This is a genomic window from Kitasatospora sp. NPDC086801 (genome assembly GCF_044745805.1).
In the GTDB taxonomy this organism is placed as follows: Bacteria; Actinomycetota; Actinomycetes; order Streptomycetales; family Streptomycetaceae; genus Kitasatospora.
This window is the reverse complement of the sequence record NZ_JBIVAX010000032.1, coordinates 1-12,530: the sequence shown is the minus strand read 5'-3', so window position 1 is coordinate 12,530 and position 12,530 is coordinate 1. Positions and strand designations below refer to the sequence as shown.

General features: G+C 73.1%; 14 protein-coding genes, 1 rRNA gene and 1 pseudogene. 5 read left to right on the top strand and 11 right to left on the bottom strand.

Annotated features, from left to right (window positions below):
* The first annotated feature begins 6 nt into the window (after positions 1-6).
* Complete coding sequence (locus tag ACIPLC_RS27440) at positions 7-267, top strand: hypothetical protein (protein ID WP_400475683.1); 261 nt, start codon at positions 7-9, stop codon at positions 265-267.
* Here the strand turns inward: ACIPLC_RS27440 and ACIPLC_RS27435 are convergent.
* The gene (locus ACIPLC_RS27435) at positions 236-844 is read right to left on the bottom strand and encodes a hypothetical protein (protein ID WP_400475682.1); all 609 of its coding nucleotides are present in this window, start codon (positions 842-844) and stop codon (positions 236-238) included. The genes ACIPLC_RS27440 and ACIPLC_RS27435 overlap by 32 nt on opposite strands.
* 38 nt (positions 845-882) lie before the next feature.
* Positions 883-1,806 (bottom strand): zinc-binding dehydrogenase, encoded by a 924-nt coding sequence (locus ACIPLC_RS27430; RefSeq protein WP_400475681.1) that lies wholly within the window; start codon positions 1,804-1,806, stop codon positions 883-885.
* A gap of 97 nt (positions 1,807-1,903) precedes the next feature.
* On the opposite strand from ACIPLC_RS27430, the gene ACIPLC_RS27425 reads away from it, so the two are divergent.
* Entirely contained in the window at positions 1,904-2,452 is a 549-nt protein-coding gene (locus tag ACIPLC_RS27425; RefSeq protein ID WP_400475680.1) for a TetR/AcrR family transcriptional regulator, read from the top strand.
* A 296-nt stretch (positions 2,453-2,748) separates the two neighbouring features.
* On the opposite strand, the gene ACIPLC_RS27420 is transcribed toward ACIPLC_RS27425, so the two are convergent.
* From ACIPLC_RS27420 to ACIPLC_RS27410, 3 genes are all read right to left on the bottom strand, one after another.
* Positions 2,749-4,017 carry an FAD-dependent oxidoreductase gene (locus ACIPLC_RS27420; RefSeq protein WP_400475679.1) on the bottom strand — a complete coding sequence of 423 codons (1,269 nt, stop codon included), beginning with the start codon at positions 4,015-4,017 and terminating at the stop codon, positions 2,749-2,751.
* A gap of 265 nt (positions 4,018-4,282) precedes the next feature.
* A complete protein-coding gene (locus ACIPLC_RS27415; protein ID WP_400475678.1) occupies positions 4,283-5,017 on the bottom strand; it encodes an SDR family oxidoreductase in 735 nt (244 codons plus the stop codon).
* Positions 5,014-5,283 carry an Atu4866 domain-containing protein gene (locus ACIPLC_RS27410; RefSeq protein WP_400475677.1) on the bottom strand — a complete coding sequence of 90 codons (270 nt, stop codon included), beginning with the start codon at positions 5,281-5,283 and terminating at the stop codon, positions 5,014-5,016. The genes ACIPLC_RS27415 and ACIPLC_RS27410 overlap by 4 nt, the downstream gene beginning before the upstream one ends.
* A 229-nt stretch (positions 5,284-5,512) precedes the next feature.
* On the opposite strand from ACIPLC_RS27410, the gene ACIPLC_RS27405 reads away from it, so the two are divergent.
* Complete coding sequence (locus ACIPLC_RS27405; protein WP_400475676.1) at positions 5,513-6,355, top strand: helix-turn-helix transcriptional regulator; 843 nt, start codon at positions 5,513-5,515, stop codon at positions 6,353-6,355.
* A gap of 83 nt (positions 6,356-6,438) precedes the next feature.
* Here the strand turns inward: ACIPLC_RS27405 and ACIPLC_RS27400 are convergent, their stop codons facing one another.
* Positions 6,439-8,064 (bottom strand): M4 family metallopeptidase, encoded by a 1,626-nt coding sequence (locus tag ACIPLC_RS27400; RefSeq protein WP_400475675.1) that lies wholly within the window; start codon positions 8,062-8,064, stop codon positions 6,439-6,441.
* Positions 8,065-8,308: 244 nt separating this feature from the next.
* Positions 8,309-8,425 (bottom strand): annotated as a pseudogene (locus ACIPLC_RS27395) (IS6 family transposase); the annotation flags it as partial.
* 80 nt (positions 8,426-8,505) lie between these two features.
* Here ACIPLC_RS27395 and ACIPLC_RS27390 point away from each other — a divergent pair.
* Entirely contained in the window at positions 8,506-9,057 is a 552-nt protein-coding gene (locus ACIPLC_RS27390; RefSeq protein ID WP_400475743.1) for a TetR family transcriptional regulator, read from the top strand.
* Positions 9,058-9,305: 248 nt separating this feature from the next.
* Here ACIPLC_RS27390 and ACIPLC_RS27385 read toward each other — a convergent pair whose 3' ends face one another.
* Together ACIPLC_RS27385 and ACIPLC_RS27380 are read right to left on the bottom strand one after the other, a co-directional pair.
* Positions 9,306-9,989 carry a hypothetical protein gene (locus ACIPLC_RS27385; protein ID WP_400475674.1) on the bottom strand — a complete coding sequence of 228 codons (684 nt, stop codon included), beginning with the start codon at positions 9,987-9,989 and terminating at the stop codon, positions 9,306-9,308.
* Positions 9,990-10,238: 249 nt separating this feature from the next.
* Positions 10,239-10,664, bottom strand: a complete 426-nt coding sequence (locus ACIPLC_RS27380; protein WP_400475673.1) for a VOC family protein — start codon at positions 10,662-10,664, stop codon at positions 10,239-10,241.
* Between the two features lie 506 nt (positions 10,665-11,170).
* Here ACIPLC_RS27380 and ACIPLC_RS27375 point away from each other — a divergent pair.
* Complete coding sequence (locus ACIPLC_RS27375; RefSeq protein ID WP_400475672.1) at positions 11,171-11,956, top strand: sirohydrochlorin chelatase; 786 nt, start codon at positions 11,171-11,173, stop codon at positions 11,954-11,956.
* Between the two features lie 222 nt (positions 11,957-12,178).
* Here ACIPLC_RS27375 and ACIPLC_RS27370 read toward each other — a convergent pair whose 3' ends face one another.
* The gene (locus tag ACIPLC_RS27370; protein WP_400475671.1) at positions 12,179-12,397 is read right to left on the bottom strand and encodes a hypothetical protein; all 219 of its coding nucleotides are present in this window, start codon (positions 12,395-12,397) and stop codon (positions 12,179-12,181) included.
* 46 nt (positions 12,398-12,443) lie between these two features.
* Positions 12,444-12,530 (bottom strand): 5S ribosomal RNA (gene rrf, locus ACIPLC_RS27365); the annotation flags it as partial.

The following is a 12,530-nucleotide window of genomic DNA, read 5'->3' as shown; positions in this document are numbered from 1 at the left end:
CGCAGCGTGACCCGCGACGAACCCGGTTCCACCGTCGCCGAACACCTCGGCGTCCATCCCGACGCACTCACCGACGCACTCACCGACGCACTCACCGACGAAGCGAACCTGGTCGAGCTCGGCCTCGGAGCGATCGCGGTGATGAAACCCGCGAACCGACGGCGGCGGGCGGGCGCTGCGGTCCGGTGCTCCGACCTCGTCAAGAACCCCGCCCTGGACCACGGGTGGCGCCACCTCAGCAGGAGCCGGGGCCCCCGGGGCGGATGAAGTCCCGCAGGGGGCGGATGAGTGGGCTGAGGGCGGCGACGGCGTCCTCGGGGGTGATGAAGTCGCGGGAGGGGATCTCGATGATCTCCGCGCGGCCCGGGTGTTCGTAGTGGTGTTCTTCGAGGAGGCGGGCGTCCGCGTCGTAGCGCCAGTGCATGGCGATCCGCTGGCGCCTGATGCAGGTCGTGCGCGGGCCGCCGTCGCCGTCGTCGGGGCCCGACTCCGGCGGCAGGTAGAGGTGGTAGGTGGCCTCCGAGGCGAATCCCCAGTCGGCGACGGCGAGTTCCTCGTCGTGGACGGTGGCGACGGTAGCGCGCTGGCGCGCCATCGTGTCGTAGAAGTCGGCGACCTGCTGCCGCCCGTCCAGGGTGACGCTGCTGCCGTCGGGGCCGAGGTAGTGGTAGACGGGGTGCTCGACGGTCATGGCGGGGTCGTAGACCACCTCGCGCCAGCGGCCGGTGACTTCGAGCAGGGCGTGGCGGCGGTAGTTCTCCAGGATCTGTCGGTGGAGCGGGTTCTCGGTCCGGTCGAGCAGGCGGTCTGCTCCCTGCGTCAGGCTGGTGATCTCTTCCTTCACGGTGTCTCTCCTCGGCGTGGCGGGTGCGTGCGCATGGATCAGTCGACGGTCAGGACGGCCTTGCCGCGCAGGCGGCCGTGGGCCATCTCCTCCAGCAGGGCGGCGCTGCGGCTCCAGTGCGCCCGGTGTCCGATCTCGACGCGCAGTCGGTCCTGCGCGGCGAGTTCCAGCAGGGCGGTGAGGTCGTCGGCATCGTGCCGGTCGTCGGCGGCCAGGTAGACGAAGTGGTGCAGGGTCAGGCCCTGGCCGCCTTCGAAGAGGGTGAAGAAGTCGAGGGTCAACGGCTGGGCGGAGGCTTGCCCGAACCACAGGAACAGACCGCCGGGGGCCAGCTTTCGCGCGGCGGCGGAGCCGAGCGCGCCGGCGACGGAGTCCAGCACGATGTCGAAGGTCCCGTCGTCCAGGGCCTCGATGTCGTGGGTGACCACGGCGCCCAGCCCGGGCAGGTGGTGCCACGGCTCGTCCGTGGAGGCGACGGCGGTGATCCTGGCGCCTTCGGCGGCGGCGAGTTGGGCGATGAACTGGCCGACTCCGCCGCTCATTCCGGTGGCCAGGATGGTGCGGCCTTCCAGCGGTCCGGCCTTGGCGAGCAGGCGACGGGCCACCAGCCCGGCCAGCGGCAGGGCTGCCGCGAGATCGGAGGACACGGTGTCCGGGACGGGGACCAGGCGCCGGACGGGGACCGCCGCGTACTCGGCGGCCGCGCCGCCGGCGGGCAGGTGGAGGGCGACGCGGCTGCCCTTCCCGGGGCCGCCGTCGGCGGCGGCCCGCTCGATCACGCCGACGGCATCAATGCCGGGACGGTAGCTGGTCCCGGGGTCGCTCAGGTACAGGAAGTCGGGGCGGTTGAGGGAGAACCGGGTGATCCGGACCAGGGCCTCGTCCTGGGCGGGCTCGGGGAGCTCGACCTCGCCGATGTCCACGAGGTGGCCGTTCCGGCCGGTGGGGATGAGTGCGCGCACGGGAAAACCACTCCTCGAAACGGTAGTGTTGCTCTCGTTTCAACGTATCAGGAGAAACGGTAGTGTCGCTACCGTTTCTCGCTCGGAGGGAGAACCCATGACCACCCCGCCGCGGCCGCTGCGCAAGGACCAGCTCCGCAACCGCCGCCTCCTGCTCGACGCCGCGCGCGCCGCGTTCACCGAGGAGGGGCCCGACCTCGCCATCGACGCCATCGCACGCCGCGCGGGCGTGAGCCCCAGCACCTTCTACCGGCACTTCCCCACCAAGGACGCCCTGGTCGACCGACTCCTGGACGAACTCACCGACGGCGCACGCCAGGTCGCCGCCCGAGCCGCCGACATCCCCGACCCGTGGGAGGCGTTCCGCACCGTCTTCACCCACGGCTGCGTCCTGGAGGACACCGAACTGCGCCTGTTCGACATCCTCTGCCGCACCAGCCCGCACTCCGCCCGGCACGGCCACCGCGCCACCACCGACCTCATCGCCCCCGCCGCCGACCGGGCCCGCGCCGCCGGCCGGCTACGACCGGACGTGAGCGTCGAGGACATCGCCGCCTTCATGCGCATGGCCGACTCCGCCACCAGCCTCGAACAGCGCCGCAGGGCCCAGGACGTCCTGCTCACCGGAATGCTCCACTCCGACTGACACCCCGCACCGCACCGCACGCCCCGCCCCGCACCGCACCGCACCGCACCGCCCCACACCGCACCGCCGAAGAACGGGCCGGGCGGGCCAGGCGGGCCCGGGGACCGCCATGCCCACCAAGCGGCCCTCCCGCAGGGCGATCGCCCGGACCGGCTCCGGCGCCAAGTCGGGCACTGCCTCCACCGCCCGGGCGGACTGCCGCTCCGGGAGCCGGACGAGCAACTCGGCGGCGTCCTGCGCGCCGTGGCGGTCCGGAATCCGGCCCCGGGCACTGTGGACCCACCCGTCCCGAACGCCTACTTCTGCCCGACCCGCTGTCGGCCGGTCCGCCGGGAGGCGGCCACGACGGGGAAGGCGTACTCCCTCATCCGGAGCTCGTAGGCGCGTACGCCGTCCACGAGCGGTGTGCCGGAGGCCGCCGCCTCCACCAGGGTCCGCGTCAGCTCGGCGGCGTCGCGGATCGCGGTGTTCGCGCCCATCGCCAGCACCGGGCTCATGGCGTGGATCGCGTCCCCCAGCAGGGTGACGGGGCCCGGCTCCCACGGCTGTACGGGGCTCGCCGTGGAGATGCGCAGCGGGAACAGCGAGTCGGTCTCCCAGTGGTCCAGGAGGCGGTGCACATCGGGGTGCCAGCCGTCGCCCACCAGGCGTCCGGCCAGCTCGCGCAGCGCGGGGCCGTCGAGACCGCGCAGCGCTTCGTACGAGGGCATGGCGGGATGGTCCGCCGGCGCCCCCACCAGGCAGGCGATGTAGTCGCCGACGGGGGTGAGGGGGACGGGCGGTGTGTGTGCCGGGCCGGCGGCACCGGGGGGGCGGGCGAACCGCACGGGCCCGAACCCGATGTGCGGGCTTCCCGGCCCACCGGTCACCACGGTGAAGATGCTGTCGAACACCCACGGCGGCAGTGCGGCCTCTGCGCCCGTCTCCGCCGCTCTGGCCCCTCCGGCCTCTCCGGCTCCTCCAGCCCCGGTGTCCAGCGGGATCCTGCCGTAGATCAGGCGCAGTCCGGCGTCCTCGACCTGGGCGTGCGGCAGCAGCTGGTGGCGTACTGCCGATCCGACCCCGTCCGCACCGACCAGGAGGTCGGCGCTCGCACTGCGGCCGTCGGTGAACCGCGCCGTGACCGTTCCGTCCTGCTCCCTCTCCCAGCTCAGCAGCTCCGCGCCGTAGCGCACGACGTCCTCCAGCCCGAAGAGCAGGATCTGACGCAGGGTCGGCCGGTTGAACGCGTACGAGCGGTGCGGGCGAGCCCTGCCGTCGGCGGGATCGGAACCCGGCGCGGTGGGCCGGTCCGCGAGCGTGCCCAGGCGGCGGTCACGGACGGAGACCCGGGCGGGCGGCGAGGCCGCGGTCGCCAGGCCCAGCCGGAACAGGTGCTCCGGCAGACAGCGTTCCAGGCCCGCGAGCCCCGGTTCGTCGAGCTGGACGCGGTAGCCCTGCGGCCTCGCGTCCGGGTGCCGGTCCCGCTCGTACACGGCCACGTCGAAGCCGCGGGCGCGCAGCCCGTGGGCGAGGGTGAGGCCGCCGAGTCCGGCGCCGACGATGATGACACGGTGCTGGTGCACAGTCTTCTGCCTTCGTTGTGGTCACGAAGGAAGCACTGGGTTCCGCGAAGGGAACTAACACCGCGAGGGCGCCGCTCAGAAACACCATTCAGGAGCGATTTTTTGCGCGTTCCATGGAATCTGGACCCAGCGTAGCAGTGAGCCGCGCTGCCCCGACCGGCCCGGGGGCCCGTGATGTGCGGGCGAACCCGTACGCCTCCTTCCCCTACGGCTCGGCACGGGCGCGCCCGGGAGCCGAGTGCGACAGGTGAGGCGCCGCCGCGGGTCATTGGGCACTTGCGGTGGGACGGACGACGATCTCGTTGACGTCGACCTGCGGGGGCTGGGCGACGGCGTAGCCGATGGCCTCCGCGATGGCGGAGGCGGGCAGCGCCACGGCGCGGTACGCCCTCATGGCCTCCCTGGCCGCAGGGTCGGAGATGCCGTCGGCGAGTTCGGACTCGGTCACGCCCGGGGAGACGAGGGTGACCCGGACGTCCCCGGCGGACTCCTGGCGCAGCCCTTCGGAGATCGCGCGGACGGCGAACTTGGTGGCGCAGTAGACGGCGGCGGTGGGCGAGACCTCGTACGCGCCGACGGAGGCGATGTTGACGAAGTGCCCACCCCCCTGGGCCCGCATCACGGGCAGCGCGGCGGCGATGCCGTGCAGGACTCCCCGCACGTTCACGTCGATCATCCGGTCCCACTCGTCGGTCTTCAGCGCTTCCAGCGGCGACAGCGGCATCACTCCCGCGTTGTTGACCACCACGTCCACCCGGCCGTAGCGCTCGCGGGCGGCGGACACGAAGGCCTGGACGTCGGCGGCGTCCGTGACGTCCAGCCGCCGGAACGCCGCGGTGCCGCCCGCGGCGGTGAGTTCCCCGGTCAGCGCGTCGAGGCGATCGGTGCGCCGTGCTCCGAGGAACAGCCGGTGTCCGTCGGCCGCGAGCCGGCGGGCGGTCGCCTCGCCGATCCCGCTGCTCGCTCCGGTGACCAGGATGACCTTGGCAGTCTGCGTCATGCTTGCTTCTCCTCTCGGTGGAGCACGAGGTGCTCGTGGTACAGCACGCCGTCGCGGATGTCGCCGGTCGCGGTGAACCCGGAGTCGTCGACGTAGTCGAGGTGACGGCCGGTCACCGTGTAGCGGCCCGTGTACGCGCTGCGCCGGTCGTCGCGGGCCTCGTCGTACCGGCCGTCCGCCCGCAGCTCCTGGCGGATGCGGCCGTCCGCGGTCACCCACATGCCGACCACGTCGGCCTCGTCTTTCTCTTCCCGCTTCCCCGTCATGGCGGACTCCCTTCGTCGTGCGGTGCTGCCGAGTCTGGGCGGAGCGGGGAGCGCGGACCAGGACGTGGGGGGGCGGGGGGGGCCCCCCCCCCCCCCCCCCCCCCCCCCCCCCCCCCCCGGGGGGGGCGGGCCGCCCACCCCCCGGGGGGGGGCCCGCGGCCCGGGGGGGGGGGGGCGGGGGGCCCCCCCCCCCCGCCCCCCCACCGCCCCGCGGCCTAGCCTTGGGGGCATGACCGACAACCAGCTGGGAGAGTTCCTGCGGGCCCGCAGGGCGGCCGTGCGGCCGCAGGACGCCGGCATGGCGAGCTACGGCGTGCGCAGGGTCGCCGGACTGCGCCGTGAGGAGGTCGCCGTCCTGGCCGGGGTGAACGCGGACTACTACACCCGCCTGGAACAGGGGCGCGAGCGCCACCCCTCGGCCCAGGTGCTCGACGCGCTCGCCCGCGCCCTGCGGCTGGACCCCGACGCCCACGCACACCTGCACCGGCTGGCCGGGACGGTCCCGAGCGGCCGGTTCACCCACACCACGGACCGGGTCGGGCCCGCGCTTCGCCGGCTGCTGGACGGCTACCCGGGCGCCCCCGCGTTCGTCATCAACCGGGCCTTGGACGTCCTGGCGGCCAACGCCCTGACCGAGGCCCTGTACTCGCCCTTCGGGCAGATGGACAACCTGGCCCGGATGACCTTCCTCGACCCGGTGGGCCGACAGTTCCACCCCCGGTGGAGCTACGCGGCGGAGGCCACGGTGGGCCATCTGCGCCAGGCGGCCGGCCTCGACCCGGACGACCCGCGGCTGCGCGAACTCGTCCGCGTCCTCACCGAGCACAGCGCGGACTTCACCCGCCTGTGGAACACCCACGCCGTGCGCGGCAAGACCCTGGACGCCAAGCACTTCCTCCACCCGGACGTCGGTCCGTTGACCCTCACCTACCAGGCCTTCGACGTACGCGACGCCCCGGGCCAGCAACTCGTCGTCTACCAGGCCGAGTCCGGCAGCCCCGGCGCCCAGGCCCTCGACCTGCTCGGTTCCCTCCACGCGACCTCGCGGGCCTCCACCTCCGCGCCGCGATGACCCGGATCGCCGGGCGTCGACGAGCGGCTCAGGATGATCGGGCCGTGGTGTCGCCGGGCGCGGGGTGCGCCCGGCGGGTGGCGTCAGCCGGTGACGTTCACGGCGGACCAGGTGGCGGCGACGGTGGCGACGGTGCCGCTGTCGGCCCCGAAGAGGTCGGCGGCCGCTTGGAGGGTGGCCGCGCGGGCGCCGGAGTAGTCGGTGGTGGTGGTCATGTAGGTGGTGAGTGCCCGGTACCAGATCCGCTCGGCGTTGACCCGGCCGATGCCCGGCACGGCCGCGCCGTCCACGGTGGGGCTGTCGTAGGCGATGCCGTTGATCGTCTTGGCCCCGCTGCCCTCGGCGAGCAGGTAGAAGAAGTGGTTGGCCGGCCCGGAGGAGTAGTGGACGTCGATGTCGCCGATCCCGTCGTACCAGTAGTCCGGCGAGTGCCCGTCCCTGGAGGGTCGGTCCAGGTAGCGCAGCGGGGTGCCGTTGCCGTTGATGTCGATCAGCTTGCCCATCAGGTAGCTGGGGACGTCGTCGGCGTCGTCGGCGTAGAACGCGACCCCGGTGCCGAAGATGTCGCTGGTGGCCTCGTTGAGGCCGCCCGATTCGCGCGCGTACTTCAGCCCGGCCGTCGCGAAGGTGACGCCGTGGGCCATCTCGTGGCCGGCCACGTCCAGTTCGGTGAGCGGCCTGGCATTGCCGGCGCCGTCGCCGTAGGTCATGCAGAAGCAGTCGCCCGACCAGTAAGCGTTCTTGTAGTTGTCGCCGGCGTGGACCCTGCTGTAGGCGGCGGCGCCGTCGCCGCGGATGCCGGTGCGCCCGTGCACGTTCTTGAAGTAGTCCCAGGTCATCGCCGCCCCGTAGTGGGCGTCGACGGCGGCCGTCTCAGGGCTGCTCTGGGTGCCGTCGCCCCACTTGTCGCTCCACTTGGTGAAGAGCGTCCCCTGGCCGGAGGTGCCCCGGCGGAGGTCGTAGGTCTTGTGGCCGCCGCGGGCCACGTCGTTCAGCTCGTACAGGAGGAAGTTCTGCTTGGTGCCGAGCGGGACGGTCCCGTTGTACTGGCCCTGGCCCACACCGGTGCGCACGTCCTCGAAGGCGTACAGCTCCGTGCCGGTGGTCGCGTCGGTGACGACGTGCCGTTCACTGGGAGTGCCGTCGTCCTGGGTGCCCGGGAGGACCGACTCCCAGGCCAGTGCGGGGGTGGTGCCGCCGGCCCAGAGCACCAGGTCCGGCAGGGCCGGGGCGTGGAGCGCCCCCATGACCTGGGTGGCGGGGATCGTGGGCGTGGTGCCGGGGACGGCGATCGGCGCCGGGTGGGCACGTGTGGCCGTGAGCGCGCCCCGCGCGGTGCGGTGGACGATCAGATCGCCACCGAGCACGGGGAGTGCGGCGAAACTGCGGTTGTAACGGAAGTGGACGGTGCCGTCCGCGTCCTTGGCGGCGTCGGCGGGTCGGAGACTCTCGCGCGGATCCAGGTTCAGCGCCGAGAGCAGGGAGACGGCGAGCTCGGCGGCCTCCTTGAGCAGCGCGGCGTGCTCCTCGGGTGAGAGCTCCGCGGGGCGGGCCCCCGGGACAGGCACGGCGGGACGGTGTGGGGCGGCCGCCGCGCTGGTGGGCTGAACGCCCGTCAGCATCACGGCGGCGAGGACGGTGAGGGCGGCCGCCGTCCGGGCGGACCGGCCGTGTCCTCGACGGAGGACACGCGGGGAGGTGGGACGCAAGGGTGGGCTCCTCATCGAACGACGGGTCGGCTCGTGCCCACATGATCGCGTCGGACAGCGCCCCGCTCCGGTGTGCCGGGCGGCACAGGTCATCCGAATGGCACAGGAGACTCCCTCACCGACGGGACCGGCCATCCCCCGCGTACCGGCCCGGGTCGTTCCGTACGATCTCGTCGATGATCCGCCGATGACCACCACAACGCGGCGACCGGCCCTCCGGCGCGGACGGCAACGCGACGGTCGACCACCGCCGGACCGTCTCGCAGGCGCCGACACCGCGCTGGAGCATCAGCTCCTTCACCGCGCGGAACGACAGGAACGACAGTGGGAACCGGAAGTACAGCCACACACAGGGGGAGATGGCCTCGACCGGGTACCGCTGACCCCCCGTACGACGGCGGCGCGCTCTCCGCGAACGATCCCCTCCACCGTGACGACGAGCTGGCCCGGGCCGCGCTGAACCTCCTGGCAGAGAAGGGATTCGACGCGGTCACGGTCGACGAGATCGCGGCCTCCGCCGGCATGTCCAAGCGGACGTTCTTCCGCTACTTCGCGTCCAAGGAGGACGTGGTCGTCCAGTTCCTGGCGGAGATGGGCGTCGGCATGCGCGCCGAACTCGCGGGCCGGCCGGCCGCTGAAAGCCCCTCCACGGCGCTGCGGAACACCATCTGGGTCTCCATCGACGCCTGCGCCGGCCACGCCGACCGGGCGCTGCGGGTGGTGCAGCTGATCCTGGGCACGCCGGCGCTGCGCGCCCGCTTCCTGGAGCGCCAGGCGCAGTGGCGCGACGAGCTGGCTGCCGAGCTGGCCGACCGGCTGGGCCTGGGCTCCGCGACCGACCTGTATCCCCGGCTCGCCGTCGGAATGGCCCTGACCGCCTTCGACGTGGTGCTCCAACTGTGGAGCGGCAGCGACGGCGTGGCGGATCCGGCCGTGCTGACCGACCAGGCCTTCGCCGCCATCGCCCCCGCGCTGGACGCCACCCCCCGGTAGCGACCGCCCGGTAGCGACCCCTGGCACCGTCACCACGCGCACGGGCGCCGCACATTCGACAGGGCACCGCGAGTGACTGAACCTGTTGCGTCTCTCCCGGAATCAATCACCGGTCGACCGCTCAGAGCGGCACCGATCCGCGCTGCGCAACACGGACGCTGCGACCGCCACGGCCATGGTGGCCGGGCCGTTGCCGAGGCTCTGCCCACCGGCGGCCCCGGTGATGGGTCACCGGTGATGGGTCACCGTCAGAAACCGCCGTGGGTGAAGTCCGCCGCCGACGCGTCCGGCGTCCCGCCGGTCCTGGTACGACGACGGCGGAGCACCAGCACTCCCGTCGCCGCGGCCACCGCCGCCGCAGCGGCCCCCACGAGCGGCAGCGCCCGCCCCTGACCGGCGGACGGCTTCCCGGCGACGGCCGCCTGATCCCCGGCGGTCAGCAGGTCGAGGTCGGAGGCGCAGACCAGCGGCGTCGTGGACTCCCCCGTGTAGGCGCAGGCCCTGCTGGAGGAGCGCAGCGCCGGGGAGCCGGTGTCGGCCAGGTCGGCCGACATCTGGAGCGTCTTCTCCGCGTGCGGGTCCAGCGACACGTTGTCCCAGTGCGCCGTGCCGCCGGAGGACACCGAGCCCGCGGCCACGGAGTCGGCCGGGTTCTCGGCCGGCCGTGCACCTGCGGGGAGGAGTTGTTCGATGCGCAGGCCCGTCACCGGCTGGTCGCCCTGGTTGCGGACCGTCAGGGTCCAGGTGAGGCGTTCTCCGGGGCGGGCGCGGTCCTGGCCGTCGGTCAGGGCGATCGACAGGTTCGGCCGGGCCTCGGGTCCGTCGGCCGCGTGGGCCGGCACGGGGGCCGCGGACACCCCGATCGCGACGGTGCCGGCGGCGAGGGCGGAGAGGAGGGTGATGGCGAGCCTGACGGCGGTCTTTCTGGGCATGCGGTGCGACTCCAGGAGCATCGGGCCGGGAAGGCATGAGGCGTGAGGCGTGAGGCCTCCCATCGCACCACCCGCAGCCGCCGTCGCACGGCATGAACAGCACGGCAGCACGGGCGATCCACCCTCCCAGCCCAGAGGCGGCCACCGAACCGCAGGCGGCCCACCGAAGGCCGGGTCCGCCGCCACGACGCCGGGCGCCCTTGCCGGCCGGTCGGACCGGCGGGCAAGGGCACCCGACCCGACGCCCGGTCAGGCGGTCGGGGCGATGGTGGTGCGCGGTACCGGGGTCTCGCCGTAGGGGGTGGTGATGAACTCGATGGAGACGGTGGCACCCGGGTCGAGGACGTAGACGCCGCGGCCGTCGTAGTCGTGGTTGATCTCGCCCTGGCGGCTCATCGCCGGGTCCGGCCAGTACGGCAGGCCGTCGCGCTGGAGCCGGTCAAAGACGGCGTCGAACTCGGCCTCGGTGACCAGGAAGGCGAGGTGGCTGAGGTTGATGGCGTCGGCGGGGACGATGTCGTCGGCGAAGTCGATGCCGACGTTGTTGGAGGTGGCGACCTGGGTGAAGCGACCCCAGTCGACCGGGGCGGTGGCGCCCATGAGGTCGGCGAGGAAGGCGGCGGTGCGCCGGCGGTCCTTGCAGTGGACGATGATGTGGTTCAGTTCGTTGGCCATGGGAGCTGCTCTCCTTCTCGTTCGAGCGGGAGGGTGTGCCCGCCCGGCGGGGCGCCGGGCGGTGAGTGGTGAGTGGTGAGCGCCGGGCGGTGGACGGTCAGGTGGTCGAAGGCCGCTTGCGGGGCAGGGCGAGCGAGAGCACGGCCGCGGCGGCGGCGAAGGCGGCGGCGCCGAGCAGGGCGTGCCCGTACCCGGCGGCCTGGTCCTGGGGCAACGGCGAGCCGGCGGTGGTGCGGGTGTCGGCGGTGGTGGCGACGGTGACGGCATCATCGCCAGGCCCATACCCAGCGTACAGAGCAGGAACGGGGCCAGGACACCGGTGGCGTAGCCACTGCCCGCGCCGATCCTGGAGAGCCGGCGGAAGCCAGCGGAAGCCAGCGGTGCTGACGGCCAGGCCCGGGGCGAGCCCGCGACGGCCTTGCCGAAAGGTTCGTCACGGAGGGTAAGCTCACCATCACTCCATCGCGCCCGCGCCGCATGACAAGGGTGGTACGACAGTGACCGACATGACCGAGACGCCGCACGGGCAGATCGCCGAGCTGGCCGCGAGCACGCTGCTCCTGGTGGCACACGGCAGCATCGACCCCGAGGCCCAGGAGTCGACCCGGGCGCTCGCCCACGCGGTCGTTCTGTCCCGAACCGCGAGCCGGGTCGAGGTCGCCTACCTCCGCCATGCCCGCCCCAGGGCGCGTCAGGTCCTGCGCACTCTCGCCGAGGCCGGGCACGACCGGGTCGTCGTGGTGCCGTTGCTGCTGACCTCCGCCTTCCACGCCCGAGTCGACCTGCCCAGGGCACTGGGTGATCCGTCGGCCCTGGTGCCGGTCGTCACGCCGGTGCTGGGCGCTCCCTCGAGCACACCCGACCGGCGGCTGGTCGCGGCGTTGCGGCGCCGGCTCGCCGAGCTGGACGTCGCGTTCGACGCCGTGGTGGTGGCCGCGGCGGGCAGCAGCGACACCGAAGCGTGCTCGTCGGTGACCGCCATGGCGTCCGCCCTGGGCGCGGACCTCCGCCTACCGTGCCTGGCGGGCTTCGCGTCGACCGCCTCACCGACGACAGGGGAGGCGGTGACACAGCTGCGCCACGCGGGCGCGCGCCGGGTCGCCGTCGCCTCCTGCTGCCTTGCTCCCGGCCTGCTGTTTCGCCGGGCCGTCGACTCGGCGACCGCAGCCGGCGCGGTCGGCGTCTCCGAACCACTGGGCGACGCACCCGAACTGGTAGGACTCGTCCTGGAACGCTTCCACGAGGCCCACGACGGCCGCACCCCGCCCGAGGGTCCACCCCGCCCGGAGTAGCTCGTTCAACCGTGCGCTCGAAGAGACGCTGGCGAAGCGTCGTGGCTGACGTGACCCACCTGCCTCAAGACGGCGGTGCCGCTGCTCCTGGACGGCCCGTCGCGTGGCTCCGGTACCGGCGGCTCCGGTACCGGCACTCCGGTACCGGCCTGGATCGGGCGGGGCCGGCCGACAGGTGGTGTTCTTCCCGCCGCCAGCCGGCCCGGTCGCCGTGACGGGGTGTCAGTGACCGGCTTCCGAGCGGTGGATGAGCTCGGTCAGGGTGTCGGAGACGGGTGCGGCCAGGCTGCCGTCCTGGGTCCGGACGTTGACCACGCCGATGAGGTTCCAGGTGTGGTCGATCTGGGCGAGGACGGGCCCTCCACTGTTGCCCGATACCCCGCGGCAGCCGGAGTGGTTCTCCAGGCCGCCTTCGCCACCGAGGCCCGATCGGGAACGCAAAGAACCCCCATCCGGTTTCCCGGATGGGGGTTCTTTGTGAATGATTGTTCGGCGGCGTCCTACTCTCCCACAGGGTCCCCCCTGCAGTACCATCGGCGCTGTAAGGCTTAGCTTCCGGGTTCGGAATGTAACC